Genomic DNA, 26,323 nt, shown 5'->3' on the forward strand with positions numbered 1-26,323 from the left:
CCCGGAGAAGCGTTCTCCGGGCGGGGCCCCCGCTCGTGGTCCCGGCTCAGCGGGCGCCGCGCAGCCTCCGCCACGGGGTGAACGTGAACACCGCGCCGCCCAGCAGGATCGCCGTGCCGGCGACCAGGCCGAGCGCCCTCAGCGCGCCGTCGTCCTCGGCCCCGGTGGCGGCCAGGCCGCCACCGGAGTCCGTGCCGCCGCCGGACACCGCGGTACCGCCGGAGTCCGCCGCGCCGCCGCTCCCGCTGCCTCCGGACGCGCCGCCCGGCTGGGCGGAGGTGTCCAGCTCCAGGGAGACGGCCACGCCCGCGGGCGGGGTGCAGGTGGTCGTCGTACCGGCGGCCATCACGGTGAGGACGCCGGGGCTGAGCGTGGATGTGCCGTTCGCGCCGGGCTTGTACGTGCCGGTGAGGTCGGGGATCTCGATCGGGGCGCCGGTTTTGATGACCTCCTTGTTGACGGGTCCTTCGACCTTGACCGTGCCCTTGTCCGCCCCGCCGAGCCCGACGTCCATGGACGGCTTCACCTGGCCCGCCGGGATGTCGATCGGGCTGTCCATCACGGACTTGCTGAACTCCACTGTCAGGTTGTAGTCGCCGCCGCTCTTCCTGGCGCTGATCCTGACCGGTGAGGTGGCGTTCTTGTCCCCGATCGGGGTCTTGCACGCGTAGGCGACGGACACCTCCTTGCCGGGGAAGTCGGTCTCCCCGCCCCCGCCGCCGGTGCTGCCGCCGGACGCGGTGCCCCCGGTGTCCGCGCCGCCGTCCGAGCCGCCCGACGTCGTGCCTCCGGATGTCGTGCCGCCGGACGTGGTTCCTCCGGTGTCGGCGCCGCCGGAGGAGGTGCCTCCGGCGTCCGTGCCGCCGCTGTCCGCACCTCCGGATGTCGTACCTCCGGAGGTTGTGCCGCCCGTGGTGGAGCCGCCGCCCTCGGTGACCTTGATCGTGGCGCCCGCCCGCACCTCTTCCTTCGGCGCGCACTTGGTGTCCGTGGAGATCGGCTTGGACACGTTGATGTCGTACGCGCCCGGCGTCAGGGTGATCTCCCCCGCGGTCTCCAGCTTGAGCGTGCCCTTCATGTCGGGCAGCACCATGGGGCTGTTCTTGGGAATCGGCGGGTTCTGCCGGGGGCCCTCCAGCTTCAGTTCGCCGCTCGCCGAACCGCCCAGGGTGACGGTTCCGGTCGGCTTGACGGTGTCCGCTGCCAGATCCAGCACGTCCGGGTTCTTGGACGCGGCCTCGACCGTCTTCCAGACGATCTCGATCTCGTCGCCCACCTTCGCCTCGGCCGGGGCGGACAGCTCCACCTTCGTGGTGCCCTGCACCGCGGGCAGTCCCGAGATCGGCGGCGGAACGCACTCCGTCGCGTAACTGACCTCGGCGGCCTGGGCCGGACTCGCGGCCATCAGGATGCCCGCGCCGCCGAGCATCAGCGCGACTCCGGCCGCGCTCATCCTCCGTTGCGTGCTCACGCTTGTCCCTTCGTCGTGGGTCGGGGTCGGTTCTCCGACGGTGCGGAATCCGGGGTGAACCACGGCAGCACGGCCGTGGTCGCGTCTGTGGTCGCGCCCGGGGCCGTGGCGGCGTTCGTGGTCGCTTCAGTGGGCGCGCCCGGGGTCGTGGTCGCGTTCTGGCCGGCGCTCGCGCCGGTGCGCCCGCGCCGCTTCGGCCTCCGTCTCGTGGCCGGCGTACGCGTACGGTGCGAGCCGGCGGGACGCGGCCGGACCTTGTCCACGACCGCCATGCCGATACGGAAGACGGCCGCCGGGACGACCAGGCAGAGCAGGACCCAGAAGAGCGTGACGCCCCAGGGGCGGCCGACCCCCCACGGCTGTTCGGCCAGCACCTTCTGCCCGTACCGCAGGGACACCTGGTAGTCGCCGTGCGCGCCCGCCGACAGTTCGACCGGCAGTTTGATCCGCGCCTTGGCGCCCGGGGCGACCGTGCCGCGCCACTGCCGCTCCTCCCACTGCGGCGCGTAGACGCCGTGCGCGGTACCGATCTCGAAGACGGGGTCCTTGACGGGCGCGGACCCGAGATTGCCCACGGTGAAGACGAGCCGACGGGCCGGCGGGGCCCCGAACCAGGTGAGCAGGGAGCTGTCGCCCTCCAGGCGGGTGGTGGCCAGCACCGCGAGCTTTCCGCCGCCGGTCTGCTTCGGCAGATCCGCCGTGGGGTGGCCCGCCACCGTGAACACCGCGTCGGCCAGCGCCTGTTCACCGGTCACCGTGGCGACGTGCACCACGCAGGGACACGGCTTCGGCGGTTCCGTGACCGGCAGCTTCTTGCTGAAGGCGCCCTTCTCGTCGGTCGTGACGGCGCGGCCGTCGGCATTGGCACAGGCGTTGGTGCCGCCGACCACGCCCCGCTCCGGCGTGGACTGACCACAGATCAGCAGCATCAGCAAGGCCTCGGCGCGCCAGCCGCTGCCGCTGACGGTGATCTCTCCGCCCTTGCCCGCCTCCTTCTTGGACAGGCTGACGGCGGGATCGCCGTCGGCCGCCCGCGCGCCCGGCGCCGCCAGGACGGACAGGGCGGGCAGGAGGGCCAGGAGGGTGGCCGCCAGGAGCAGGAGGACGGGTGGTGCGGTGCGCCGGGAGGCTCGGGGGCCGGGCTGCCACGTCACGATTCCGCTCCCGCCTTCACCAGGGGTCCCGCGTTCGCCAAGGGGCTCGTCCCCGTGGCCGGTCTCCCGTCGTCGGCCGGTTCCGCGGCCGCCGGTTCGGGGTCGCCCCGCCCGCTGCGCCGCCGGTACGCGCGGGAGCCGAGCAGGGCCAGGCCGCCGAGGACCAGCAGCCCGGCGCCGACGGCCGGGGCCACCGGGACGTACGTCGCCGAGGCCTCGGCCTCGTCCCGGGCGCCCCCCGGGGCGGTGACCCGCAGCCGTACGGTGACCGCGTCCAGGGCCGGGGCGTCGGGCCAGGGTTCGGCCCGCTCCACCCGCCGGCCGGGGGCCAGTTCCAGCGGCAGGGGACGTTCCGGGAGGTCCAGCAGCGTGCCGAACATCCCGTCGGCGCGTACCGCGAGCCGGGGCTCCAGTGTCGCGTTGCCCCGGTTGACCAGGGCGTACCGGATGGTCCCGCCGGATATCTCGACGTCCTCGACGGTGAGCGCCGCCAGCGTCGGACCGCCGATCCGGACCCGGACCGGTACGCGGACCTCCGCGTCCCCGTCGTCGGCCACGACCTCCCCGGAAGCGTCGCCGGGCACCGCGTCGGGCGGCACCGTGAGGGCGAGCGGCACCTCGGCGCGGGTCCGGGCCGGGACGGTGACGGTATCCGCGGCGAACCCGATCCAGGCCCCGGCCCGGCCGTCGCCCCGTAGCCGTACGGTCAGCGGGGCGCGGCCCGGGTTGGTCACCGCGAGACGGTCCTGGAGGGCCGTGCCGGGGGTGCCCTCCAGATAGACGTACGGCCGGGCGTCCCGGCCGGCGCCTCCGCCGGCGGGCCGGGCCGACCAGCCCGCCGGGGCGTCCGCGTCGGCAGGGGTGGTGTCGGCCGGGGAGGCGGTCTCGGGCGGAGCGGCGGTGTCGGCCGGAGCGGCGGTGTCGGGCGGAGCGGCGGTGTCGGGCGGGGCGTCCGCGAGGGCCGGGACTTCTGCGGCGGCCGGGGGCGGGGTGAGCGCGCACAGTTGCGCGGCGAGCACCGCCGTGAGGACGAGCAGCGCCCGGCGGAGGCGCGGGGTGGACGGCGACATGGGGCGGCTCCTCTGCCTTCCGGCGGCGATGCTGCGCTGGACCGTGCCGGTCTCAGCCCGCGGAGCGCTGTCCTCGCCGGGTCAGCCAGAGCACGCCGGCCGCTCCGCTCAGCAGCACGGTGCCGCCGAGCGTGCCGAGAGCAGCCGCCGAGTCCAGCGGGCCGGTGCGGGGCAACTCACCGCCACCCGAAGCGCCACCGGTCGCACCGCCGGTCGCACCGCCGGTGGACGCGCCGCCCGTCGAACCGCCGCCGGTGGAGCCGCCGCCCGATGAACCGCCCGCCCCCTGGACGTCGAGTTCGAGGGAGGGGCCGGGGCTGTTCTTCGGCGTACAGGTGGTGGTCGTACCGAGGGCCTTGATGGTGAGGACCCCGGCGGTGAAGGTGACCTTGCCGCTCTTCTTCGGGGTGTACGTCCCCGACAGATCGCTGATCTTGATCGGGGCGTTGGCCGGAATCGCCTCGCTGTTCGCCGGCCCTGTGACCTGGACCTTCCCCTGCTCCGCGCCGCCCAGTTCGATCACGGCGCTCGGGTTCATGGCCCCCTTGCCCAGCTCGACCGGGCTGGAGGAGACGCCCTTCTGGAAGGACATGGTGAGCTTGTAGCCGTCGCCGCTCTTCACGCCCTTGATATCGATGGGCGAGACCGCCCCCTTGGGCCCGATGGGCGTCACGCACTGGTAGTTGACATCCACGACCTCGGCGTGCGCGGCGGGCGCGCCCGCGACCACGATCGAGCCCGCCAGCGCAGCCGCCAGCGCGAGAGTGGTCCGCTTCTGGTTCGACACCTCGTGTTCCCCTCAGCCGGACGCCGCCGCGCGCCACGACCCGTACGGGCGCACATTACTGACGGCACATCAGATTCGGCGCCCAAGGTACGCCCGGGGTCTGATGGAGGGAAGACAAAGAGCGCGCCGATCCGGCGCGCTCTTTGCGGTGCGGGTGAGAGGTGCGCCCGAGGCGTACCGGTGGGGTGTACGGGTGAGGGGTGCGGCTAGGCGGGGGCGGCGAGCTCCGCCCAGACGGTCTTGCCGGGTGCGTCCGGAGTGCGCAGGACGCCCCAGTCGAGGCAGAGGCGCTGCACGATGAACATGCCGTGCCCGCCGGGCCGGCCGGCGCGGTGCGGCGTACGGGGGGCGGGCTGACCGGCTCCCCGGTCGACGACCTCCACTCGCAGCACCTTGGGCGTGTGGCCGATCCGGAGCTCCTCGGGGCCCTCCGCGTGCAGACAGGCGTTCGTCACCAGCTCGGAGACGACCAGCAGGACGTCCTCGGCGGCGGCCCTGCGGTCCGCGGTGGACGCCGGGAGCCAGCCCCAGTCGTGCAGCGCCTGCCGGGCGAAGTCACGGGCCGTCGGAACAATGCCGGCGGCCTGCCCGAGTGAGAGCGTGCGCCACTGCCGCTCGGCCGGGACGGTCGAGGCTGCGCCCGCTCCGTCCGGCTCGCGACCGAGGTCGCCCGGCGGATGCTGCCGGGTGGTGCTCATCAGCGCTTCACCTCACCGATTCGCCATGTCGCCATGTCGCCGTTCAACAGATAGTGATCAGTTACCGAGTGTGCCGGAGCCCTTGCGGGGCACCGCCGGGGTGTCTCCTGCCCTGCCGTGTCGCAACAACACCCACTTGAGGCACACGATCGCGTGACACAGGCGACATCGAGGACGTCCGCGGTCGCACGCTCTCGCCGGCTCAGGTGGCCAGGGCCTCTTCGAGCGTGGCGTGGACGGTGAAGACCGCCTCCGCGCCGGTGATCTCGAACACCCTCGCCACGACGGGCAGCATTCCGGCCAGATGAACCCCTCCGCCGGCCGCCTCCGCCTTGAGGCGGGCGCCGAGCAGGACGTTCAGCCCGGTGGAATCGCAGAAATCCAGCCGAGAGCAGTCGACCACCAGGCGTGACCGCCCCTGCTCGACCGCGTTCTCCAGGGGCTCGCGCAGCAGATCGGCGGTGTGGTGGTCGAGCTCACCCACCGGCGTCACGACCTCGCTGCGCCCCTCGGTCCGGGCCTCGACCTGAAGTCGACCCCGGTTAGCACTGCCGACCGTCCCGCGGTCCATGCCTGACCCTCTTCGCCGTTCGTCACCGTGCGCGTCACTGCCTGTGCGGCTATATGCATAGCTGCCGCGACGTGCCTAAAACATTACGCGTTCCGTTCGCCACGCGGTAGTCGGAGACCTCAACAAACCGGACATATGGCGGCAATTGGCGCTTGTCACTGCTGGCCAGGACCGGGTATGGGTAGAGGGACACCAGAAACACAACCGGCTTTGGAGGCGCCGCTTCACCGCAGGAACACGTATGGGCATCGGCAGCCATATGCCGAGAACGATGGAGGAGACCCATGTCACCCCGGCTCGACGAAGCGCGTACCCACAACGCGCCGTCGGCATGTCCTCAGGGACCGACCAATTCCGACTCTCCCGCCGCGAGCGCCGTTCCCGGCCCGCGCACCAGCACCACCAGCACCACCTCCGGCGCCACTGACGCCACCGGCACCACCTCAGACTTCTCCGGCGCGGCCGGCGAGGGACTCGAAGGGCTTCCCGAGATCCCGCCCTACGCCGAAGTGGGCGCTCTGGACGCCAGGGCCCTGTCGAAGACGCTCTTCGAGCGGCTGGAGTCCCTCGAAGAGGGCACCCATGAGTACAGCTACGTCCGCAACACCCTCGTCGAGCTCAACCTCGCGCTCGTCAAGTTCGCCGCCTCCCGGTTCCGCTCGCGCAGCGAGCCGATGGAGGACATCGTCCAGGTCGGCACCATCGGCCTGATCAAGGCGATCGACCGGTTCGAGCTGAGCCGCGGCGTGGAGTTCCCCACGTTCGCGATGCCGACGATCGTCGGCGAGATCAAGCGCTTCTTCCGTGACACCAGCTGGTCCGTGCGCGTACCGCGCCGGCTCCAGGAGCTGCGGCTCGACCTGGCGAAGGGCGGCGACGAGCTCTCGCAGCGGCTGGACCGCGCGCCCACCGTGGCGGAGCTGTCCGAACTCCTCGGCATCAGCCCGGAGGAGGTCGTCGAGGGCATGTCCGCGAGCAACGCGTACACCGCCAGCTCGCTGGACGCCAAGCCCGAGGAGGACGACAACGAGGGCGCCCTCGCGGACCGCATCGGCTATGAGGACCACGGTCTCGAAGGCATCGAGTACGTCGAGTCGCTGAAGCCGCTGATCGCCGCGCTGCCCGCCAGGGACCGGATGATCCTCTCGCTCCGCTTCGTCAGCAACATGACGCAGTCGGAGATCGGCGAGGAGCTCGACATCTCTCAGATGCATGTGTCCCGGCTGCTCTCCAGGACGCTGGCCAAGCTCCGCAAGGGACTGACCGTGGAGGAGTGACCCCGACCCCGACGCGGCCCGCAGTCCTCCCAAGGGGCTCCACGGCCGTTCGAGCAGCACCGCGGAAGGACCCGCCCCGGACGCCGGGAGCGGGTCCTTCCGCGTGCGGGGGCACGGTGCCGGTGCCGGTTGCGAGCCCGCCCCGGGTGCTCGCCTGCCCCGGGCGCCGGCCTGTTCCGGGCGCGGCTGACGTGCCGATCCTCAGGGCGCCAGTCTCCGGGTGAGTTCGCGCACCTGCTGTCGCAGCGCGGCCGTCCACTCCTTCGCATGAGGTCCCGCGATCTTGAGGTAATCGCTCTCGGCACTCTCGGCGGCCCGCCAGTCCACGTCGATGTTCGCCTTCTCGGCCAAGGCCAGCACCGTGGCGACGAACCCTGCGGACAGGGTGGCCATGACGGCGTGCCTCGTTTCGGCGTGCCAGGCGAGCAGAGCGTTGGCGAACGCCGCGAATACGGTGGGGTCGATCTGGCACTCGTCGGCCTCCATGGGGCCGATGCCGGATGTCAGACCCAACTCGGCTTGATAGAGGGCTACCTGACGCGTGAACAGCCGAGATGCGCCGCTCGACGGGTTCCACAGGGTTCGGTGACCCATTTTGTAGTACTGACTCACGTCACCCTCTCCCTGTTGGCCACGGGGGCCGACCTTACGTCTTGTCAGACCCTCACGGAAGGCGAGCCGGGGCCCGTTCCCGTGGAGCGTTCGATCATGAACGCGCCCCGGCCCCGGCCCCCGGGCCGCCGTCACACCACCCGCTGCCCGCTCCGCCAGACCGCGCTGACCAGCGGGACGCCCGGGCGGTAGGCGAGGTGGACGTGGCTCGGGGCGTCGAGGAGGACCAGGTCGGCGCGGGCGCCGGGGGTGATCCGGCCGATGTCCGAACGCCGCAGAGCCGCGGCCCCGCCCGCGGTGGCGGACCAGATCGCCTCGTCCGGGGTCATCCCCATGTCGCGCACGGCCAGCGCGACGCAGAACGGCATGGACGAGGTGAACGACGAGCCGGGGTTGCAGTCCGTGGAGAGCGCGACGGTGGCTCCCGCGTCGAGGAGCCGGCGGGCGTCGGGCCAGGTGGCGCGGGTGGAGAACTCCGCGCCCGGGAGCAGCGTGGCCACCGTGTCGCCCTGGCCGAGCGCGTCGACGTCCGCGTCGGTGAGGTGGGTGCAGTGGTCGGCCGACGCCGCGTCGAGCTCGACGGCGAGCTGGACGCCGGGGCCGTACGTCAGCTGGTTGGCGTGGATCCGGGGGTGCAGCCCCTTGGCGCGGCCCGCCGTGAGGATGGCGCGGGCCTGGTCGCCGTCGAAGGCCCCCTGCTCGCAGAACACGTCGATCCAGCGGGCGTGCGGGGCGCAGGCCTCCAGCATCGGGCCGGTCACCAGGTCGACGTACCCGGCGGGGTCGTCGGCGTAGTCGGGGGAGACGATGTGGGCGCCGAGGTAGGTGACCTCGTCGGTGTGGCGGGCCGCGATCCGCAGGGCGCGGGCCTCGTCCTCCACCGTGAGGCCGTAGCCGGACTTGGTCTCGAAGGTGGTGGTGCCCTGGCGCAGGGCCTCGGCGAGGTAGCGGGCGACGTTGGCGGAGAGCTCCTCGTCGGAGGCGGCCCGGGTGGCGGCGACGGTGGTGCGGATGCCGCCGGCGCGGTAGGGCTGCCCGGACATGCGGGCGTTGAACTCCTGGGTGCGGTCGCCCGCGAAGACCAGGTGGGAGTGGGAGTCGACGAAGCCCGGGATCGCCGCGCGGCCGGCCGCGTCGAGGACGTTGTCAGTGGCGGGTGCTTTGCTGGATTCACCGGTCCAGACGATGCGGTCGCCGTCGATGACGACGGCCGCGTCCTGGATCAGGCCCAGGGGGGTCCCGTTGCCGAGGGAGGGGTCATTGGTGACCAGGCTGGCGATGTGGGTGACGGCGGTGGTCGTCATCTGGAGAGTGTTCTCCTTGCGTTCCGGGGAGTCCGATTCCGGTTCTGCGGGCGGATTCCGGTCCGGGGTCTCGGGCGGGTTCCGGTCCGGTTCTGCGGGTGGGGTTCCGTCCGGGGGCTCGGGCGGGGTCCGGTCCGGGGTCTCAGGCGAGTTCCGGTCCGGTTCTGCGGGCGGGGTTCCGTCCGGGGGCTCGGGCAGGTCCGGGGTCAGTGGTGCAGGGCGGCCACGGCCTCGGCGAGTGCCCGGGGCACGTCCTCGATCCGGGTGTGACGGCCGTCCCGGACGATGTGCCGGCCCGCCACCACCGTGTGCCGCACATCAGCGGCGGAGGCGGCGAATACGGCGGTCTCCGCTGCCAGTCGGGGCACCGGCCCGGCCGTCCTGACGGAGTCCAGGGCGACGGTGGTCAGATCGGCGGGGGCGCCCGGCTCCAGCACGCCCGCGTCGGGGCGGCCGAGTGCGGCGTGCCCGTCGGCGGAGGCGGCCCGGAGCAGGGCGGCGGCCGTCCAGTGGCCCCGGATGTGCGTGCGCAGCCGCTCGTTGAGCTCCATCGCGCGCGCCTCCTCGAAGAGGTCGATCACGGCGTGGCTGTCGCTGCCCAGCGAGAGCGGCGAGCCCGCCTTCTGGAGGGCGGCGGCGGGGCCGATGCCGTCGGCCAGGTCGCGTTCGGTGGTGGGGCACATGCAGGTGCCGGTGGCCGAGGAGCCGAGCAGCTCGATGTCCTCCTCGGTCAGGTGCGTGTTGTGGATGCCCGTGGTGCGCGGGCCGAGGACCCCGTGGTCGGCCAGCAGCCGGGTGGGGGTGCGGCCGTGGGCGGCCCGGCAGGCGTCGTTCTCCGCCGTCTGCTCGGAGAGGTGGACGTGGAGCGGGGCGTTCCGCTCCTCGGCCCACCGCACGACGGTGGCCAGCTGTCCGGCGGGGACCGCCCGGACGGAGTGGACGGCCGCACCGATGAGGGTGTGGTCGTCGCCCTTGAGGAGGTCGGCGCGCTCCGCCCAGGCCTCGGCGGTGGTGTCGGAGAAGCGCAGCTGGTGCCGGTTGGGCTTCTCGCCGAATCCGGCGGCGAGATAGGCGGTGTCCAGCAGCGTGATGCGGATCCCGGCCTCGGCGGCGGCCGCGATCAGCGCTTCGCCCATGGCGTTCGGGTTGGCGTAGGGCGTGCCGCCGGGGGTGTGGTGCAGGTAGTGGAATTCGCCGACGGCCGTGATCCCGGCCAGGGCCATTTCGGCGTACGTGGCGCGGGCCAGGTCGAAGTAGGTGTCCGGGGTGAGCCGGGAGGCCGTCCGGTACATCAGCTCGCGCCACGTCCAGAAGGTGCCCGAGCCGACCTGGACGGTGGCGCGCAGGGCCCGGTGGAAGGCGTGGGAGTGGGTGTTGGCGAGGCCGGGAAGGGTCAGGCCGCGCAGCGCGGTCGCGCCGGGCGGCGGGGTCTCGACCCCGGTCCTGATCCCGGCGATGCGGCCGTCCGCGACGTCCAGGGTGACGCCCGGCTCGACGTGGGTGCCGAGCCAGGCGTGGTCCATCCAGTACGTCGCGGTGACGGGTGCGCCCGCCGTCCGGTGTGTCAGCTGCACGCGAGACCTTCCAGTACGTCGGCGAGCGCCCCGACACCGGCCGTGCAGTCGTCCTCGGTGGCGTGCTCGGCGGGTGAGTGCGAGATGCCGGTGGGGTTGCGCACGAAGAGCATGGCGGTGGGCGCCGAGGCGGACAAAATACCCGCATCGTGGCCCGCGCCGGTGCCGAGGACGGGCAGAGGACGCCCCGTGTCGCCGCTCGCCTCCAGGATCTTGCCGAGCTCGTCGCGCAGGGCGTGCTCGAACGCGACGACGGGCGTGAACGACTCGCGGACGACGTCGAGGTCGATCCCGGCCCGCTCGGCGTACTCCCGGGCGGCCCGCTCGATTCCGGTGACGACTGCGTCGAGGGTGGACTGGTCGGCGGCGCGGGAGTCGAGCCAGCCGCGCACGAGTGAGGGGATGGCGTTGACCCCGTTGGGCTCGACCGCGATCTTGCCGAAGGTGGCGAGAGCCCCGGTCAGTTCGGCTTCGCGGCGGGCGGCGAGCACGGTCTCGGCGTACGTGAGCATCGGGTCGCGGCGGTCGGCGAGGCGTGTGGTGCCCGCGTGGTTGGCCTCGCCCCGGAAGTCGAACCGCCAGCGGCCGTGCGGCCAGATGGCGGAGGCGATGCCGACGGGGTCGCCGGTCAGGTCGAGGGCGCGGCCCTGCTCGACGTGGAGTTCGACGAACGCGCCGATCCGGGCGAGCCGTTCCGGGTCGGGGCCGATGGTCCCGGGGTCGTATCCGGCGGCTTCCATGGCGGCGGGCAGGGTGGCCCCGTCCGCGTCGCGCAGCCGGTGGGCGTCGGCGACGGCGAGCTGCCCGGCGGCGAGCCGGGACCCGACGCACGCCAGGCCGAAGCGGGCGCCCTCCTCGTCACCGAAGTTGGTGATCGCCAGCGGCCGGGTGAACTCCACTCCCCTGCGGTGGAGTTCGTCGAACGCGGCGAAGGAGGACACCACACCGAGCGGGCCGTCGAAGGCGCCGCCGTCCGGGACGGAGTCCAGGTGGGACCCGGTGACGACGGCGTCCCCGGCCAGGGGGTCGCCGAGCCAGGCCCACTGGTTGCCGTTGCGGTCGGCCTCGTACGCGAGACCGCGTGCCTCGGCCTGCGCGCGGAACCAGGCCCGGCAGTCGAGGTCCGCCGGTGACCAGGCGTAGCGCCGGTAGCCGCCGCTGTCGGAGTGGCGCCCGATGGGGGTCAGCTCCCGCCACATCGAGAGGAAGGAGTCACCCGCGCGCCACCGCTCCCGGGCGCCGGAGGAGGTGGCGGACTCGCCCCCGGGGGTGCCGGGAGTGCCCCCAGGCGTGCCGGGAGTGCCCCCGGGTGTGCCGGACGGCATCAGTTGCCCTCCGTCATGGGGACGCGTACACCCTGGTCGGCGGCGACGTTCTCGGCGATGTCGTACCCGGCGTCCACGTGGCGGATGACGCCCATGCCCGGGTCGTTCGTCAGCACGCGGCGGATCTTCTCGCCCGCGAGCTTCGTGCCGTCCGCGACGGAGACCTGGCCCGCGTGGATGGAGCGGCCCATGCCGACGCCGCCGCCGTGGTGGAGGGAGACCCAGGAGGCGCCCGAGGCGACGTTGACCATGGCGTTGAGCAGCGGCCAGTCGGCGATGGCGTCGGAGCCGTCGAGCATGGCCTCGGTCTCGCGGTACGGGGAGGCGACCGAGCCGCAGTCGAGGTGGTCGCGGCCGATGGCCAGCGGGGCGGCCAGCTCGCCGCTCGCGACCATGTCGTTGAAGCGCTCGCCGGCCTTGTCGCGCTCGCCGTAGCCGAGCCAGCAGATGCGGGCGGGCAGTCCCTGGAAGTGGACGCGCTCGCCGGCCATCCTGATCCAGCGGTGCAGCGACTCGTTCTCCGGGAACAGCTCCAGCATCGCCTTGTCGGTCTTGTGGATGTCGGACGCCTCGCCGGAGAGCGCGGCCCAGCGGAAGGGGCCCTTGCCCTCGCAGAAGAGGGGGCGGATGTAGGCGGGGACGAAGCCGGGGAAGTCGAAGGCACGGTCGTACCCGGCGAGCCGGGCCTCGCCGCGGATGGAGTTGCCGTAGTCGAAGACCTCGGCGCCGGCGTCCATGAAGCCGACCATGGCCTCGACGTGGCGGGCCATCGACTCGCGGGCGCGCAGGGTGAAGTCGGCGGGCTTGTCGGCGGCGAGGTCGGCCATGTCGTCGAAGTCGACGCCGAGCGGCAGATAGGCCAGCGGGTCGTGGGCGCTGGTCTGGTCGGTGACGATGTCGATGGGCGCGCTCTCGGCGAGCATCCGGGGCAGCAGTTCGGCGGCGTTGCCGAGGAGGCCGATGGAGAGCGGGCGGCGGGCGTCGCGGGCCTCGACGGCGAGCTGGAGGGCGTGCTCCAGGCTGTCGGCCTTCACGTCCAGGAAGCGGTGCTCGATCCGGCGCTCGATGGCGCGCGGGTCGCAGTCGACGCAGATGGCGACGCCGTCGTTCATGGTGACGGCGAGCGGCTGGGCGCCGCCCATGCCGCCGAGCCCGGCGGTCAGGGTGATCGTCCCGGCCAGCGTCCCGCCGAACTTCTTCGCGGCGACGGCGGCGAAGGTCTCGTAGGTGCCCTGGAGGATGCCCTGGGTGCCGATGTAGATCCAGGACCCGGCGGTCATCTGGCCGTACATGGTGAGGCCGAGCGCCTCCAGCCGGCGGAACTCCTCCCAGTTGGCCCAGTCGCCGACCAGGTTGGAGTTGGCGATGAGCACGCGCGGCGCCCACTCGTGGGTCTGCATGACGCCGACCGGCCGCCCGGACTGGACGAGCATCGTCTCGTCCTGCTTGAGCGTCTCCAGAGTGCGGACCATCGCGTCGAACGAGCGCCAGTCGCGGGCGGCCTTCCCGGTGCCGCCGTAGACGACGAGCTTGTCGGGGTGCTCGGCGACCTCGGGGTCGAGGTTGTTCTGGAGCATCCGCAGGGCGGCTTCCTGCTGCCATCCCAGGGTGGTCAGCGCGCTGCCGCGCGGTGCCCGTACGGGGCGGGGTCCTGACATGGCGGTGCCTCCTCGCGACGGTGAAAATCTATTCACATCCTGATGCTCTGAATAGTCGTAGTCAACAGGTGCGGTTCGCGCCGCGGCCGGGAACAGGTTCTGCCAGTGATGCGCAGCATGGACCGGAGGCGTCGATGAGCACTGCCGAATCCCCCACGACCGGCGATCCCACGAACCCTGGAGGATCGCCGCCGCTCAAGCGCGCCCTCGGCACCAAGCTGCTGATCCTCTTCGTCATCGGCGACATCCTGGGCACCGGCATCTACGCGACCACCGGAAACGTGGCGGGCAAGGTCGGCGGCGCGCTGTGGCTGCCGTTCGCGATCGGTTTCGCCGTCGCCCTGCTGACGGCGGCCTCGTACGTGGAACTCGTCGGCAAGTACCCGAAGGCGGCCGGGGCCGCGCTCTACACCCAGAAGGCGTTCAAGGTCCCGTTCCTTACCTTCGTCGTCGCCTTCATGGTGATGTGCTCGGGCCTCTCCTCGGCGAGCGCGGCGGCACGGGCGTTCAGCGGCGACTATCTGGCGGAGTTCACCGACGCGGTGCCGCCGACCCTGATCGCGATCCTGTTCGTCCTCGCCCTCGCCGCGATCAACCTCCGCGGGGTCGCCGAGTCGGTGAAGGCGAACGTCGTCCTGACCCTGGTCGAGGTCAGCGGACTCGCGGTGATCCTCGCGATCGGCGCGTACGCCGTGTTCAGCGGCGACGGCGAGCCCTCCCGGCTGACCCAGATCGAGACCGGCGGCACCGGGTACGCCCTGGTCACCGGGGTGCTCGGCGCCACCGCCCTGGGCTTCTTCGCGTTCGTAGGCTTCGAGGACTCGGTCAACATGGCCGAGGAGACCAAGAACCCCGCCCGCGCCTTCCCCCGCGCGATCTTCATCGGGGTGGGCATCACCGGCACCGTCTACGTCCTGGTCGCCCTGGTCTCCTCGCTCCTGGTCGACTCCCGCACCCTGGCGGGCTCCAGCGGCCCGCTGCTGGAGGTGGTGAAGGCCGGGGGCGTCGACTTCCCGCCGAAACTCTTCGCGCTGATCGCCCTGTTCGCCGTCACCAACTCGGCGCTGATCAACATCATGATGGCCTCGCGGCTCTGCTACGGCATGGCCAACGAGCGCATCCTGCCGCCCGCGATGGGCAAGGTGCTGGCCGGCCGCCGCACCCCCTGGGTCGGCATCGTCTTCGTCTCCCTCCTGGCCATCGGCCTGGTCTCCACCGGCGAGATCGAGGGGCTCGGCGACACCACCTCGTTCCTGCTGCTCTGTGTCTTCGCCGTCGTCAACGTCGCCGTTCTGGTGCTCCGCAAGGACCGGGTGGACCACCACCACTTCCGTACACCCACGGCGCTTCCGGTGCTCGGCGCGCTCACCTCGCTGATCCTGGCGAGCCCGCTGGCCGACCGGGGCTCCGACGTGTACGTCCGGGCCGGGATCCTGCTGCTGATCGGGATCGGACTGTGGGTGCTCAACAAAGCGGTGATGGCGGCCCGCGAGAGGTCCGGCGCCCCGGACGCCTGACGGACACTGCCCACCGCCACCGCGTTTCGGCCGCTCCTTTACACCGCGGGCCGCATGTACCAAAGGAAAATGCCAGAACCTCCACCCGTCGTAAGCACGTTGCGTAGCCTCTGCGTTACAGCCGTACGCCACGTCGGGAGGGGAGATCCGCGTGCCCGGAATCGACGAGTGCCTGCTCGAAGTCATGAGGCTGCCCGGCGCCCGGGGCGCCTCGGTGGTCGACTGGACGAGCGGCCTCGCCCTCGGCACCATCGGGGAATCCCCCAACGGCGACCACGAGGCGACCGCCGCCGAGACGGCGGAGGTCGCCCGGATGACCGCCGAGCAGCCGGCCTTCGCCCACCTCGCCCCGGACGGCGGCGCACAGCACCCCGGAAAGGCGCCGAGCACCCCCGTCGAGGACGTCATCGTCACCACCCACGACGGCTACCACATGCTGCGGTTCGTCGAGACCGCCTTCGACAGCAGCGTCTTCCTGCACCTGTGGCTGGACCGCTCCGAGGGCAATCTCGCGCTCGCCCGGATGCGCCTGGGCGAGCTGGCCGAGCGCCTGGTGCTGGCATGAGCGCGATAGCCGCCGACCCCGACGCCCCCGGTACGGAGCGCCTCCCGGTGCTCTCCCCGATGCTCCAGCGCCTCGCCGCCGAGCGCGCCACCGGCGCCCTGATGCGCGACCGGGGCACGCTCTACCTCGCCGACGGCGAGGTGGTGCACGCCGAGAGCCCCGCCACCCCCGGCATCGACGTCCTGCTCACCGTCGGCGGGACCCTGCGGCACGAGGGCTGGTGGGACGCCGTGGCCCAGGCCGGGGCGCACCGCCGGGTCGGCCGCTATCTCGTCGACAGCGGTCATGTGCCGGGCGGCGCACTGGAGTTGTGCCATCTCGGCGCGCTGTACGACGCCGCGTTCTTCGCGCTCGCCCCGACCGGGACGCCCGCCCGTTTCCGCTACGGGGTGGCCCACTGGATCGGTCCGGTGCGGCCGGTCCCGGTGGCCGCCGTGGAGCGCGAGACACTGCGCAGACGGGAGTTCCTGGACCGGATCTGGCCCGACCCCGCCTGCGACGGCGCGCCACTGCTGCGGACAGCGGCGCATCCGTCCGACGCCCCGCTCCCGGCCCGGCAGCGCCGCCTCCTGGAGCTGGCCGACGGGGTCCGTACCGCCTCGGACATCGCGCGGGCGCTGGGCCGCTCGGCGTTCCACATCCTGGTCGACCTGCGGCGCCTCGCGGCGGCCGGCCTGGTGGAGGCGGTCCGCGTCCAGCCCCTGCCGGCCTCGTCCCCATACGACCGGATCGCGCTCCCCGAGGTGACGGCCGACCCCGACATCGCCCTGTTGCGCCGGCTCCGAGACGCATTGGAGGCCCTGTGATACGCGCGCTCAGACAGCGTGCCGGGAGGAGACAGCTGATGGTGCCCGAGGCCGAAGTGCGTGATGTCCTCGTCGAGCTCCAGCGGTTACGCGCCCGGGTCCCGCTGCTCTCCGGGGCGCTGGCCGCCTCCACCGACGGTCTCGTCCTGGCCCACGACACCCCGGGCGTCGAGGCGGAGGGCGTCGCCGCCCTCACCGCGGCCGCCCTCGGCGTCTCCATCCGGATGACCGACGCCACCGGCCGGGGCGGCTTCCGCGAACTGCTCGTCCGCGGCGACAGCGGCTACATCGCCACCTACGCCGCAGGCTCCTCCGCCGTCCTGACCCTGCTGGCCGAGGACCGCATCAACGTCGGCCGGCTCCATCTGGAGGGCCGCCGCGCGGGCGCCCGTATCGGCGAACTCGTCGACGCCGCGCTGCCACGCACGGAGCGTCCCGTCACCGCCGCACCCCCGCGCCCCGCCACCGCGCCCGGCCGCACCCTGCCGCAACGCCCCACGTAGGCGGCCCGATCCCCCCGCCCGCAGCGTCACCACCACCACCGGGACTCACGCCATCACGCAGAAGCCCGCGCACCGGCCCGCACAGCAGCCACCACAGAAACGGACCCGGTCACCACGACCGGCCAGGGAAAGGAAACGAGCCTCCATGGCGAACACCGAAGCGACACTGAAGGAAGCGATGAGCTCGATCGAGGGCGCCACGGGTGTCGCCCTCGTCGACTACACGAGCGGGATGGCCCTTGGCACGCTCGGCGGCGGCAAGGACTTCAACCTGGAGGTCGCCGCCGCGGGCAACACCGACGTGGTCCGCGCCAAGCTCCGCACCATGGAGCACCTGGGCATCAAGGACGAGATCGAGGACATCCTGATCACGCTCGGCACCCAGTACCACCTGATCCGGCTGCTCAAGACCCGTGGCAACAACGGTCTGTTCCTGTACCTGGTGCTGGACGCGAGCCGGGCGAACCTGGCGATGGCCCGCCACCAGCTGAAGAAGATCGAGGCGGGCCTGGAGGTCTGACGCGGGCACGGCCCGACCCCTGCGAGGTCAGGCTGAAGGTCTGCCCCCGGCACGGTCCGGCCTCTGCGAGGTCTTCGGTTCGGCCCTGAGAGGTCCGACCTCACCGGCGGCGACGCCGCGCCCCGCCCGGCGCGGCGTCCCCCGCCTCCGGCCCCGTCGTCCGGTACGCCTTCACCCGCTTGCCCACCGGCCCCCCGTGCCCGGTCCAGTCGGTGCGCACCCAGTACAGGACGTCGTCACGGCGCTCCCGCTGTCCGATGCGCACGGCCTTCAGCCACAGGCCCGCACCCGCCCCGGCGAGCAGCAGCCCGCCGGTCCCCGGCAGCGCGAACGAGGACGCCACCGCGACGACGAACGCCCCCAGCAGCCACCACCTGCGCCCGCGCCGCCACATCCGTACGGTCACGGCCCGGTCCTGGAGGAAGTCGCCCCGCCCGGCGCGGGAGGCGCTCCGGGCCAGTTCCGCGTACCGCTTCCCACGCGCCAGGGCCACGACGGCCGCGGTGACGATGAAGAGCGCCGCCCCGGCCAGCAGCCCGATCCGACGCCCGGTCAGACCCGGGACGAACGCCCCCGCCGCCGCGGCCACCAGGCCCGCCCACCACAGTGGCGCCGACCCTGCCCGTACGGCCACGGCCACTCTCGCCAGCGACTGCCCTCCGCGCCCCACGTCCGTACCCCTCTCGCTCCACGACGCCGCGATGCCGCGAACCCGCGTCCCCGGTTCCCGCGATCCATGATCCCGCGCACCGCCGATGCCGCGGTGCTTCTGGGCGCGGAGATTAACCGCCGCAGATGAGCGATGCCTGAGAAATCCGCGAAGCCTGGCGCGGGCCCTCACTCCACGAACAGACCGCGGGCCGCCGCCCGGGCGTCGAACTCCTCCAACCGGGCCTGGGCGTCGGGAAGTCCGTCGCACATCGCCTCCAGCAGCACCCGGCCGAGGAGCATCGGCGCGCAGACGGTGTCGAAGGAGAGCCCGGAGCCGATCGCCGCCGGGAGCAGCAGATCGCTGTGCTTGGCGACGGGCGCGAAGGCGGAGTCGGCGACCGTCACCACGGTCAGCCCCTGGTCCCGGGCGTACGCGAGCGCGTCCACGCTCTCCTTGGAGTGGCGCGGCAGCGCGAAGCACATCAGGACGGTGGCCCCGGCCCGACGGGCGGAGTCGATCCGGTCGGGCAGCATGCTGCCGCCCTCGTCGAGGACCCGGACGTCGGGGTGCACCTTGGCGGCGAAGTAGCCGAAGCCGCGCGCCTGCGAGGAGGCGGCGCGCAGCCCCAGCACCGGCAACGGCCGGGAGCCGGCGAGCAGCCGCCCGGCCCGCTCGACGGGCGCGGGGTCGGCGAGCACGTCACAGAGGTGCTGGAGGTTCTCGATCTCGGCGCGGACCGCCTGCTGGTACTCGTTGTACGTCTCCCCCGGGTCGTCCTGCTCCCCGTCGGCGGGCGCGACCTCGCGCAGGTGCCTGCGCAGCGCCGGATAGCCGTCGAAGCCGAGGGCGACGGCGAAGCGGGTGACGGAGGGCTGGCTGACCCCGGCCAGTTCGGCCAGCTCGACGCTGGAGAGGAACGGCGCGTCGGCGGCCCGGCGGACCATGCAGTGCGCGATGCGCCGCTGGGTGGGCGTGAGCCGGTGGCCCTCGAAGAGCCGCTGCAACCGTGCGGCGGGGCTGCTCCCACTCATGCCTGTCCCCTTGCTGGATCCGTCGCGCCACGACCGGCGCCGACCGTTCTATTCAGCCAGGAAGGTCGTTGTATGTCCATATGCAGTGCGGTGGGGGCGGGCGGGGAGGGGTGTTCCGGTTCGAGAGCCGAAGCCCGGACTAACGCCATTCCGCTGGGATGCGGGCCAGTTGCTCAAGGAGGCCCCAGCCCTGGGGCTTGAGGGAGGGGGAGTGCCATGCCGCACCGCTCCCTGTCCAGTAGCCGCGGTAGTTCCGGACCCCCATGAGACTGGTGTCGGACACATCCGACTCGTTTCCGCAGCACACGCAGATGAGCGCTGTGGGCCATCCGTCTTCCCAGAAGAGGTCGCCGTCGTCGTGTCCGCACACCCGGCAGGCGGATTCCTCGTCCGGACCGGGGGGAACGAGGCCGTCCTGCGGCATGGAGTCGTCCTGCGGCATGGAGTCGCCTTTCATCCCTGTCAGCGCTCTCGCCGGCCTTTCGCCTTGAGGCAGTGCTCCAGCGTAGGCCACCGGCCGGAGTCGAAGCCGCGTGGGACGGTAGGACTCGGAGGGGGGTTAGCCCCACGAAACTCGGGGGTTAGCCCCACTGTCACCGCGCCTCGGCCTCCGTACCGTCGGAGGCATGGAAGCCCGTGACCACGAGCTCAAGAAGGAGCTCGCCGCCACCCTCCAGGCCCGCGGCGAGCTGGGCGCGGAGTACGAGACCGCGCTCATCGACTCGTTCCTGGAGAAGGTCGAGCAGCGGCTCGACACCACGCTCGACCGCCGGGTCCGCCGTCAGCTCGCCGAACAGCAGATGTCCGTCGCCCGGGGGGCGCGTCCGGCGGAGCCGTGGAGCTTCGGGGAGCGGCACGGTCTGGGGATCGTCTCGCTGATCCTGGCCATTCCGCTGTCCGCGATCGGCGTCGCGAACGCCGGGATCGAGGGGCTGGTCGTGGCCTGGCTCGGCATCGTCGGCGTCAACGCGTTCCAGGCGGCGCGGGGCGGCGGCCTGTTCCGCCGCCGGGAGGAACGCGCGCCGTCCGACTGGAGGGACTGAGCGCCGCCACGATCACCCACGACGGGCGCGAGCCTCCAGGAGCCTGGCCGAGGCCCGGGCATGACAGCGCGGCCGGGCCCACGGGGAGTCCGGCCGCACTGTCGTCTGCGGGGTCTGCGAAGTCTGTCGCGGGGACCGCCGCACCCCCGGTCACCCGGAGGGCGGGACGACGGCGGTCCCCGCGAGGGACGCGGTCCGGGTCAGGGCCGGTTGCCCGCGTCCGGGCGACGGTGGAGGTCCGGGAGCCGCTCCGTAGTCCGGTGTCGCCGTTCTGGGGGCCGGCGGGTTTCCCTGCCGACACCCACCAATGTGCCGGAGCCGTGTTAAGCGGGTGCTGCGCGGACGTGACGCGCTCGTACCGTTTTCGCGAAGGCCCGCCCCTTCCGCGAAGGCCCGCCCCTTCCGCGGAGGCCCGCCGCTCCAGCGAAGGCCCGCCGCTTCCGCGAAGGCCCGCGGCAGGGCCACCGCAGGACCGTCAGGTGCCGCGGCCCGGTCCGTGCTTCCGGCCCGTCAGGCCCTCGCCGTGCCCGCGTCCTTGGCGAGGAACGCCAGCAGGTCCTGCCTGCTCACGACGCCCTTGGGCTTGCCCTCGACGAGCACGATCGCCGCGTCGGCGCCGTCCGCGCCACTGAGCACGGCCATCAGGTCCTCGACCGGTTCGCCGGAGCCGACCTGCGGCAGCGGGGCCGACATGTGCTTCTCCAGCGGGTCGGCCAGCGAGGCGCGCTGGGTGAACAGCGCGTCCAGCAGCTGCCGCTCCACGACCGATCCGATGACCTCGGCGGCCATCACGTCCGGGTGACCGGCGCCCGGTTTCACGATCGGCATCTGGGAGACGCCGTACTCGCGGAGCACCTCGATGGCCTCGCCGACCGTCTCCTCCGGGTGCATGTGGACCAGGGAGGGCATCGGGCCCTCCTTGAAGTCCAGGACCGCGCCGACGTTGGCGGAGGTGCCGGTGTTCTCCAGGAAGCCGTAGTCGGCCATCCACTCGTCGTTGAAAATTTTGCTCAGGTAGCCGCGCCCGCTGTCGGGGAGCAGCACCACGACGACGTCCTCGGGGCCGAGCCGCCTGGCGACCTCCAGGGCCCCGACGACCGCCATGCCGCAGGAGCCGCCGACGAGCAGCCCCTCCTCCTTGGCGAGCCGCCGCGTCATCTGGAAGGAGTCCTTGTCGGACACCGCGACGATCTCGTCGGTGACGGTGCGGTCGTACGCGCTGGGCCAGAAGTCCTCGCCGACGCCCTCGACCAGATACGGCCGCCCGGAGCCGCCGGAGTAGACCGAGCCCTCCGGGTCCGCGCCGATGACCTGGACCGCGCCCTCGCTGACCTCCTTGAGGTAGCGCCCGGTGCCGCTGATCGTGCCGCCGGTGCCGACGCCCGCGACGAAGTGGGTGATCTTCCCCTCCGTCTGCTCCCACAGCTCGGGACCGGTGGTCTCGTAGTGCGAGCGCGGGTTGTTCGGGTTGGAGTACTGGTCGGGCTTCCAGGCGCCCGGCGTCTCGGTGACCAGCCGGTCGGAGACGTTGTAGTACGAGTCCGGGTGCTCGGGGTCAACGGCGGTGGGGCAGACGACGACCTCCGCGCCGTACGCGCGCAGCACGTTGATCTTGTCCGTGGACACCTTGTCCGGGCAGACGAAGATGCACTTGTAGCCCTTCTGCTGGGCGACGATGGCGAGGCCGACGCCCGTGTTGCCGCTGGTCGGCTCGACGATCGTGCCGCCGGGCTTCAGCTCCCCGCTCCGCTCGGCCGCCTCGATCATGCGCAGCGCGATGCGGTCCTTCACCGACCCGCCGGGGTTGAAGTACTCGACCTTGGCCAGGACCGTCGCCTGGATGCCTGCCGTGACGTTGCGCAGCCTCACCAGCGGGGTGTTGCCGACAAGACTGATCATCGAATCGTGGAATTGCACCGTGTACTCCGGGATCTCCGAGATGGTCCGGCCCAGAGTATGCGTACGGGACGCACTCCGCGTACGGGAAGGAGTACACCGAGCCCCCAGCGGGGCAAGTAGGTACGTGTACGGCTGTACGGCGAGGAGGAGGTGGACCGGACTGTGTCGAGAGCAAGGGTGGCACGGCGGATCGCGGCGGGCGCGGCCTACGGCGGTGGCAGCATCGGGTTGATCGGTGCGGCGGCCGTGGGCGTGTTCCTGGCGGAGGTCCAGCTCGCGAAGAGGCAGGTGGGCAGCGGGGCCGCGCCGGTCCCGCCGAGCGCGGACGGGCGGTACGGAGTGGCGTTCGCCGGGCCGAACGACGCGATGCGGCTCGGGATGCTCGGGGACTCGACGGCCGCGGGCCAGGGCGTGCGGCGGGCCGGGCAGACCCCGGGCGCGCTGCTGGCCTCGGGGCTCGCGGCGGTGGCCGAGCGGCCGGTGGACCTGCGGAACGTGGCCCTGCCGGGGGCCAGGTCGGACGACCTGGAGCGGCAGGTGTCGCTGCTGCTGGCGGACCCGGCACGCGTCCCGGACGTCTGCGTGATCATGATCGGGGCGAACGACGTCACGCACCGGATGCCCGCGACCCAGTCGGTGCGCTGTCTGACGACGGCGGTGCGCAGGCTGCGGACGGCGGGGGCGGAGGTGGTCGTCGGGACCTGCCCGGACCTGGGCACGATCGAGCCGGTCTACCAGCCGTTGCGCTGGGTGGCCCGACGGGTGAGCCGGCAGCTGGCGGCCGCGCAGACCATCGGCGCGGTGGAGCAGGGCGGGCGCACGGTGTCGCTGGGCGATCTGCTGGGCCCGGAGTTCGCGGCGAACCCGCGCGAGCTGTTCGGCCCGGACAACTACCACCCTTCCGCCGAGGGCTACGCCACGGCGGCCATGGCGGTGCTGCCCACGCTGTGCGCGGCGCTGGGCCTGTGGCCGGAGACCGACCGGCTGGACGGCGCACGCCGCGAGGACATCCTCCCGGTGGCGAAGGCCGCGTCCCAGGCGGCCCGGGAGGCCGGTACGGAGGTCACGGGGGCGCGCGCTCCCTGGGCCCTCCTCAAGCACCGCCGGCGGCGGCGTCTGCCCGCCTCCACGGAACCCGCTCCGCACCCGCACCCGGACGCCGCCCACAGGCACACGTAGGGGGTCGTCGCCACCCGGCGGGAGTTCGGCAGGACAAGCGGCAGGACATCCTGAGCAAGCGCTTAGAAAAGAGTCCCGCATCACACGGCCTGCCGGGTGACCCCGACGATACGTCCGGGTAACTTCCAGAGGAGTTCCGTCCGCCCACACAGCCTTCCAGCCCCCTTGGAGCCGCGTGATGCCCGAAGCCGTGATCGTCTCTGCCGCCCGTTCGCCGATCGGCCGCGCCTTCAAGGGGTCCCTCAAGGACCTGCGCTCGGACGACCTGACCGCCACGATCATCCAGACCGCGCTGGCCAAGGTCCCGGAGCTGGACCCGAAGGACATCGACGACCTGATGCTGGGCTGCGGTCTGCCCGGCGGCGAGCAGGGCAACAACCTCGGCCGCATCATCGCCGTGCAGATGGGGATGGACCACCTTCCCGGCTGTACGGTCACCCGCTACTGCTCCTCCTCGTTGCAGACCAGCCGCATGGCGCTGCACGCGATCAAGGCGGGCGAGGGCGACGTCTTCATCTCGGCCGGCGTCGAGATGGTGTCCCGCTTCGCCAAGGGCAACTCCGACAGCCTCCCGGACACGCACAACCCGCTGTTCGCCGACGCCGAGGCCCGCACCGCCGCCCGCACCGAGGAGTCCGGCGCGAGCTGGCACGACCCGCGCGAGGACGGCCTCGTGCCGGACGCGTACATCTCGATGGGACAGACGGCGGAGAACCTGGCCCGGTCCAAGGGCGTCACCCGCCAGGAGATGGACGAGTTCGGCGTACGGTCGCAGAACCTCGCCGAGGAAGCCCTGAAGAACGGCTTCTGGGAGCGGGAGATCACCCCGGTCACCACCCCCGACGGCACCGTGGTCGCCAAGGACGACGGCCCCCGCGCGGGCGTCACCATGGAGGGTGTGCAGGGCCTGAAGCCGGTCTTCCGCCCCGACGGACTGGTCACCGCGGGCAACTGCTGCCCGCTCAACGACGGCGCCGCGGCCCTGGTGATCATGTCCGACACCAAGGCACGCGAGCTGGGCCTGACCCCGCTGGCCCGGATCGTCTCCACCGGCGTTTCCGGCCTCTCCCCCGAGATCATGGGGTACGGCCCGGTCGAGGCCAGCAAGCAGGCGCTGAAGCGGGCCGGCCTGACCATCGACGACATCGACCTCGCCGAGATCAACGAGGCGTTCGCCGCCCAGGTCATCCCCTCCTACCGGGACCTCGGCCTGCCGCTGGACAAGGTCAACGTCAACGGCGGCGCGATCGCCGTCGGCCACCCCTTCGGCATGACCGGCGCCCGCATCACCGGCACGCTGATCAACAGCCTCCAGTTCCACGACAAGCAGTGGGGCCTGGAGACGATGTGCGTGGGCGGCGGCCAGGGCATGGCGATGGTGATCGAGCGGCTGAGCTGAGCCGCAGCGGAGGGTAGGGGTCGCGCGAGGTACGCGTGCGGCACCTGCCCGCAGCGGAGGCGAAGCTCAGCGCGACCACCAGCACGAGCGGCTGGGTTAACCCCACCGAGCCCCGACCGTGACCGAATCTCCCCCAGGATGTGATGTGCGTCCCGGGGGAGAGTCGTTTCCGCAGGTCAGCGCCGGTATGGGGCTAAACATCGGACCGAAAGACCTGTCCATTTCGTGACGTAATGCACTGACAGCACGTACCGGTACAGGCCAAGCTGATGTAGGAAGTCGGGGGTATCGATAGAAACCGGGAGTATGTCAGTGAGCGCCATGTCATTTGCCCTGTTGCTGACCACCGCCGCTGCCACGGCCGTCGGCGCCGCCGCACTGCACGCCGCTCACGGGCTGCGCAAGCAGGTCGCGGCGCTGCGCACGGAGCTGGCCGCCGGTCACGCCCTCCATGCTTCCGTGCCTCCACAGAGCCGCGGTACGGCCACCCCCGCCGAGGAGATACGCGCGGCCGTCGCCGAAGCGCTCGCCGAGGAGCGCGAGCGCGAGCTGGCCGAGGCGCGCGCCTTCTGGGCCGCCCAGGAAGCCCGTGACGCCGCCGACGCCCCGTCCCTGCTGGGCGGCCTGTCCGGCCTCGGCGACGACGCCCCGTACTACCTGCCCCGGCAGGCCGACTTCGCCGGCCTGGAGTCGATGGACCTCGAAGCGGCCGAGGCGATGGAGGAGCTCGCGGAGCTGAGCGAGCGGACCCTCGCGGAGCACGAGATCGGCGAGCTGACCGACCTCCCGGAGATCGCGGAGTTCCCCGAGGACTCCCCCGAGCTGGCCGCCGCCCGCCGCCGCCACCCCTCGCACCCGGACTTCATCCCCGTACAGACACCTGTGGTCACCGACCACGAGCGCACCGTGAACCGGCTGGAGGAGCTGGCCGACACGGCGACCGAGCTGACCGACGTGCGGCCCGGCCCACTGGGCACGCTCGACGTGTACGTCTTCGCCGACGGCACCACGCTCTGCATGACCCCCGGTCACCGAGAGACCGCCGAGCGCCTCGCCGACGCCCTGCGGGCGGGCCGGCAGCCGGTACTGCTGGGCGGTTCGGGAGTCTCGGGCGCCTACGCGCTGACCTTCTCCTGCGGCGAGGACAACGTGTACATCCTCGCCGACCGCGTCATCGCCTCGCTCTGACCGCCGGGCGCGGGCCCCGCACACGCATCACGCGAACGCCCGCGCCGCCGCTTCCCCGACATACCGCACGGCCTCGTCCAGCTCCCGGGACGGGGCCGTTTCCAGTGCCACGGCCAGGTCCCGCCCGGCCACGGCGAGCTGGTCGCCCACGGCGAACATCCCGGCGTCCGGCAGCTCACGCGGCTCGGCGTCCGGGTTCTCCAGGCGCTGGGCCCGGGCGGCGAGTTCGCGGGCCGCGGCCAGCGCCTCGGCGGCCGCACCGCGCTGGAGGCGGCTCTGCGGGGCCGAGCGCAGCCGGTCGGCGAATCGGTCCACGGCCAGGATCAGGGGCGTCGTATCGAGCACCCGGCCGACCCTACGCGGCCCTCCCGCCCGGCTGCCAACGCCCCGGGGCGCACGGAACGCGGAACGGCCCGCAGGCACGAGGCGGTTTCTAGGGATCGTCGCAACACGTGGTCGTGTTGGTCAGGCCGCGAGTAGTTTATGCAGGCGCTCGGCTGGGGTTTCCCAGCCGAGCGTT

The 26,323-nt window shown here is 72.5% G+C and carries 26 protein-coding genes; 10 read left to right on the forward strand and 16 right to left on the reverse strand.

Annotated elements, in window-relative coordinates; all coding sequences use genetic code 11:
* Positions 1-46 precede the first annotated feature (46 nt).
* The 6 genes from AB0F29_RS36350 to AB0F29_RS36375 form a co-directional block, all read right to left on the reverse strand.
* Entirely contained in the window at positions 47-1,453 is a 1,407-nt protein-coding gene (locus tag AB0F29_RS36350) for a hypothetical protein (protein WP_361881733.1), read from the reverse strand.
* Positions 1,454-1,467: 14 nt separating this feature from the next.
* Positions 1,468-2,625 carry a hypothetical protein gene (locus tag AB0F29_RS36355; RefSeq protein ID WP_361881666.1) on the reverse strand — a complete coding sequence of 386 codons (1,158 nt, stop codon included), beginning with the start codon at positions 2,623-2,625 and terminating at the stop codon, positions 1,468-1,470.
* Positions 2,622-3,695 carry a hypothetical protein gene (locus AB0F29_RS36360; RefSeq protein ID WP_361881668.1) on the reverse strand — a complete coding sequence of 358 codons (1,074 nt, stop codon included), beginning with the start codon at positions 3,693-3,695 and terminating at the stop codon, positions 2,622-2,624. The genes AB0F29_RS36355 and AB0F29_RS36360 overlap by 4 nt, the downstream gene beginning before the upstream one ends.
* A gap of 52 nt (positions 3,696-3,747) precedes the next feature.
* Positions 3,748-4,482, reverse strand: a complete 735-nt coding sequence (locus tag AB0F29_RS36365) for a peptidase (protein WP_361881671.1) — start codon at positions 4,480-4,482, stop codon at positions 3,748-3,750.
* A 206-nt stretch (positions 4,483-4,688) separates the two neighbouring features.
* On the reverse strand, positions 4,689-5,180 hold the full coding sequence (locus AB0F29_RS36370) for an ATP-binding protein (protein WP_361881674.1): 492 nt from the start codon (positions 5,178-5,180) through the stop codon (positions 4,689-4,691).
* Positions 5,181-5,382: 202 nt separating this feature from the next.
* Complete coding sequence (locus tag AB0F29_RS36375; RefSeq protein WP_118899212.1) at positions 5,383-5,751, reverse strand: STAS domain-containing protein; 369 nt, start codon at positions 5,749-5,751, stop codon at positions 5,383-5,385.
* A gap of 284 nt (positions 5,752-6,035) precedes the next feature.
* Between AB0F29_RS36375 and AB0F29_RS36380 the strand changes: the two genes are divergently transcribed.
* The gene (locus tag AB0F29_RS36380) at positions 6,036-7,028 is read left to right on the forward strand and encodes an RNA polymerase sigma factor SigF (RefSeq protein WP_361881677.1); all 993 of its coding nucleotides are present in this window, start codon (positions 6,036-6,038) and stop codon (positions 7,026-7,028) included.
* Positions 7,029-7,229: 201 nt separating this feature from the next.
* Here the strand turns inward: AB0F29_RS36380 and AB0F29_RS36385 are convergent, their stop codons facing one another.
* From AB0F29_RS36385 to hutU, 5 genes are all read right to left on the reverse strand, one after another.
* Positions 7,230-7,775: a DUF6086 family protein gene (locus AB0F29_RS36385; protein WP_361881680.1), complete on the reverse strand. Its 546-nt coding sequence runs from the start codon at positions 7,773-7,775 to the stop codon at positions 7,230-7,232.
* Positions 7,772-8,944: an imidazolonepropionase gene (gene hutI / locus AB0F29_RS36390; RefSeq protein WP_361881683.1), complete on the reverse strand. Its 1,173-nt coding sequence runs from the start codon at positions 8,942-8,944 to the stop codon at positions 7,772-7,774. Before hutI ends, AB0F29_RS36385 begins: the two co-directional genes overlap by 4 nt.
* 206 nt (positions 8,945-9,150) lie before the next feature.
* A complete protein-coding gene (locus tag AB0F29_RS36395; protein ID WP_361881686.1) occupies positions 9,151-10,518 on the reverse strand; it encodes a formimidoylglutamate deiminase in 1,368 nt (455 codons plus the stop codon).
* Positions 10,509-11,717, reverse strand: a complete 1,209-nt coding sequence (locus tag AB0F29_RS36400) for an allantoate amidohydrolase (protein WP_361881736.1) — start codon at positions 11,715-11,717, stop codon at positions 10,509-10,511. Before AB0F29_RS36400 ends, AB0F29_RS36395 begins: the two co-directional genes overlap by 10 nt.
* A 125-nt stretch (positions 11,718-11,842) precedes the next feature.
* On the reverse strand, positions 11,843-13,501 hold the full coding sequence (gene hutU, locus AB0F29_RS36405; protein WP_361881689.1) for a urocanate hydratase: 1,659 nt from the start codon (positions 13,499-13,501) through the stop codon (positions 11,843-11,845).
* A gap of 134 nt (positions 13,502-13,635) precedes the next feature.
* Between hutU and AB0F29_RS36410 the strand changes: the two genes are divergently transcribed.
* The 5 genes from AB0F29_RS36410 (at position 13,636) to AB0F29_RS36430 (ending at position 17,412) form a co-directional block, all read left to right on the forward strand.
* Complete coding sequence (locus AB0F29_RS36410; protein WP_361881692.1) at positions 13,636-15,018, forward strand: APC family permease; 1,383 nt, start codon at positions 13,636-13,638, stop codon at positions 15,016-15,018.
* 151 nt (positions 15,019-15,169) lie between these two features.
* Positions 15,170-15,583, forward strand: a complete 414-nt coding sequence (locus tag AB0F29_RS36415) for a hypothetical protein (protein ID WP_361881695.1) — start codon at positions 15,170-15,172, stop codon at positions 15,581-15,583.
* The gene (locus AB0F29_RS36420; protein WP_361881698.1) at positions 15,580-16,389 is read left to right on the forward strand and encodes a helix-turn-helix domain-containing protein; all 810 of its coding nucleotides are present in this window, start codon (positions 15,580-15,582) and stop codon (positions 16,387-16,389) included. The genes AB0F29_RS36415 and AB0F29_RS36420 overlap by 4 nt, the downstream gene beginning before the upstream one ends.
* 38 nt (positions 16,390-16,427) lie before the next feature.
* On the forward strand, positions 16,428-16,892 hold the full coding sequence (locus AB0F29_RS36425; protein ID WP_361881701.1) for a roadblock/LC7 domain-containing protein: 465 nt from the start codon (positions 16,428-16,430) through the stop codon (positions 16,890-16,892).
* Between the two features lie 145 nt (positions 16,893-17,037).
* Complete coding sequence (locus AB0F29_RS36430; RefSeq protein ID WP_018961313.1) at positions 17,038-17,412, forward strand: hypothetical protein; 375 nt, start codon at positions 17,038-17,040, stop codon at positions 17,410-17,412.
* A 100-nt stretch (positions 17,413-17,512) separates the two neighbouring features.
* On the opposite strand, the gene AB0F29_RS36435 is transcribed toward AB0F29_RS36430, so the two are convergent.
* The 3 genes from AB0F29_RS36435 to AB0F29_RS36445 form a co-directional block, all read right to left on the reverse strand.
* Entirely contained in the window at positions 17,513-18,052 is a 540-nt protein-coding gene (locus tag AB0F29_RS36435) for a hypothetical protein (RefSeq protein ID WP_361881739.1), read from the reverse strand.
* Between the two features lie 197 nt (positions 18,053-18,249).
* On the reverse strand, positions 18,250-19,095 hold the full coding sequence (locus AB0F29_RS36440) for a MurR/RpiR family transcriptional regulator (RefSeq protein WP_361881704.1): 846 nt from the start codon (positions 19,093-19,095) through the stop codon (positions 18,250-18,252).
* A 139-nt stretch (positions 19,096-19,234) separates the two neighbouring features.
* Positions 19,235-19,537 carry a hypothetical protein gene (locus AB0F29_RS36445; protein ID WP_361881707.1) on the reverse strand — a complete coding sequence of 101 codons (303 nt, stop codon included), beginning with the start codon at positions 19,535-19,537 and terminating at the stop codon, positions 19,235-19,237.
* Between the two features lie 184 nt (positions 19,538-19,721).
* Here AB0F29_RS36445 and AB0F29_RS36450 point away from each other — a divergent pair, with 184 nt between their 5' ends.
* Positions 19,722-20,138 carry a hypothetical protein gene (locus AB0F29_RS36450; protein ID WP_361881710.1) on the forward strand — a complete coding sequence of 139 codons (417 nt, stop codon included), beginning with the start codon at positions 19,722-19,724 and terminating at the stop codon, positions 20,136-20,138.
* Between the two features lie 510 nt (positions 20,139-20,648).
* Here the strand turns inward: AB0F29_RS36450 and AB0F29_RS36455 are convergent.
* A complete protein-coding gene (locus AB0F29_RS36455) occupies positions 20,649-22,055 on the reverse strand; it encodes a cystathionine beta-synthase (RefSeq protein WP_361881713.1) in 1,407 nt (468 codons plus the stop codon).
* 159 nt (positions 22,056-22,214) lie between these two features.
* Here AB0F29_RS36455 and AB0F29_RS36460 point away from each other — a divergent pair, with 159 nt between their 5' ends.
* The 3 genes from AB0F29_RS36460 (at position 22,215) to AB0F29_RS36470 (ending at position 25,803) form a co-directional block, all read left to right on the forward strand.
* A complete protein-coding gene (locus tag AB0F29_RS36460) occupies positions 22,215-23,216 on the forward strand; it encodes an SGNH/GDSL hydrolase family protein (protein ID WP_361881742.1) in 1,002 nt (333 codons plus the stop codon).
* Between the two features lie 178 nt (positions 23,217-23,394).
* Positions 23,395-24,615, forward strand: a complete 1,221-nt coding sequence (locus tag AB0F29_RS36465) for an acetyl-CoA C-acetyltransferase (RefSeq protein WP_361881716.1) — start codon at positions 23,395-23,397, stop codon at positions 24,613-24,615.
* Between the two features lie 336 nt (positions 24,616-24,951).
* Positions 24,952-25,803 carry a hypothetical protein gene (locus AB0F29_RS36470; RefSeq protein WP_361881745.1) on the forward strand — a complete coding sequence of 284 codons (852 nt, stop codon included), beginning with the start codon at positions 24,952-24,954 and terminating at the stop codon, positions 25,801-25,803.
* A gap of 27 nt (positions 25,804-25,830) precedes the next feature.
* On the opposite strand, the gene AB0F29_RS36475 is transcribed toward AB0F29_RS36470, so the two are convergent.
* Positions 25,831-26,148 (reverse strand): hypothetical protein, encoded by a 318-nt coding sequence (locus AB0F29_RS36475; protein WP_361881719.1) that lies wholly within the window; start codon positions 26,146-26,148, stop codon positions 25,831-25,833.
* Between the last annotated feature and the right edge of the window lie 175 nt (positions 26,149-26,323).

The organism is Streptomyces sp. NPDC026589 (assembly GCF_040638385.1).
GTDB lineage: Bacteria > Actinomycetota > Actinomycetes > Streptomycetales > Streptomycetaceae > Streptomyces.

What these genes read in the sequence shown, in the direction of transcription:
- AB0F29_RS36350 (WP_361881733.1), bottom strand. Translation starts at nt 1,453, where the DNA reads ATGAGCGCGGCCGGAGTCGCGCTGATGCTCGGCGGCGCGGGCATCCTG.
- AB0F29_RS36360 (WP_361881668.1), bottom strand. Translation starts at nt 3,695, where the DNA reads ATGTCGCCGTCCACCCCGCGCCTCCGCCGGGCGCTGCTCGTCCTCACG.
- AB0F29_RS36370 (WP_361881674.1), bottom strand. Translation starts at nt 5,180, where the DNA reads ATGAGCACCACCCGGCAGCATCCGCCGGGCGACCTCGGTCGCGAGCCG.
- AB0F29_RS36375 (WP_118899212.1), bottom strand. Translation starts at nt 5,751, where the DNA reads ATGGACCGCGGGACGGTCGGCAGTGCTAACCGGGGTCGACTTCAGGTC.
- AB0F29_RS36380 (WP_361881677.1), top strand. Translation starts at nt 6,036, where the DNA reads ATGTCACCCCGGCTCGACGAAGCGCGTACCCACAACGCGCCGTCGGCA.
- hutI (WP_361881683.1), bottom strand. Translation starts at nt 8,944, where the DNA reads ATGACGACCACCGCCGTCACCCACATCGCCAGCCTGGTCACCAATGAC.
- AB0F29_RS36400 (WP_361881736.1), bottom strand. Translation starts at nt 11,717, where the DNA reads ATGTGGCGGGAGCTGACCCCCATCGGGCGCCACTCCGACAGCGGCGGC.
- hutU (WP_361881689.1), bottom strand. Translation starts at nt 13,501, where the DNA reads ATGTCAGGACCCCGCCCCGTACGGGCACCGCGCGGCAGCGCGCTGACC.
- AB0F29_RS36410 (WP_361881692.1), top strand. Translation starts at nt 13,636, where the DNA reads ATGAGCACTGCCGAATCCCCCACGACCGGCGATCCCACGAACCCTGGA.
- AB0F29_RS36420 (WP_361881698.1), top strand. Translation starts at nt 15,580, where the DNA reads ATGAGCGCGATAGCCGCCGACCCCGACGCCCCCGGTACGGAGCGCCTC.
- AB0F29_RS36425 (WP_361881701.1), top strand. Translation starts at nt 16,428, where the DNA reads ATGGTGCCCGAGGCCGAAGTGCGTGATGTCCTCGTCGAGCTCCAGCGG.
- AB0F29_RS36430 (WP_018961313.1), top strand. Translation starts at nt 17,038, where the DNA reads ATGGCGAACACCGAAGCGACACTGAAGGAAGCGATGAGCTCGATCGAG.
- AB0F29_RS36440 (WP_361881704.1), bottom strand. Translation starts at nt 19,095, where the DNA reads ATGAGTGGGAGCAGCCCCGCCGCACGGTTGCAGCGGCTCTTCGAGGGC.
- AB0F29_RS36445 (WP_361881707.1), bottom strand. Translation starts at nt 19,537, where the DNA reads ATGCCGCAGGACGACTCCATGCCGCAGGACGGCCTCGTTCCCCCCGGT.
- AB0F29_RS36450 (WP_361881710.1), top strand. Translation starts at nt 19,722, where the DNA reads ATGGAAGCCCGTGACCACGAGCTCAAGAAGGAGCTCGCCGCCACCCTC.
- AB0F29_RS36465 (WP_361881716.1), top strand. Translation starts at nt 23,395, where the DNA reads ATGCCCGAAGCCGTGATCGTCTCTGCCGCCCGTTCGCCGATCGGCCGC.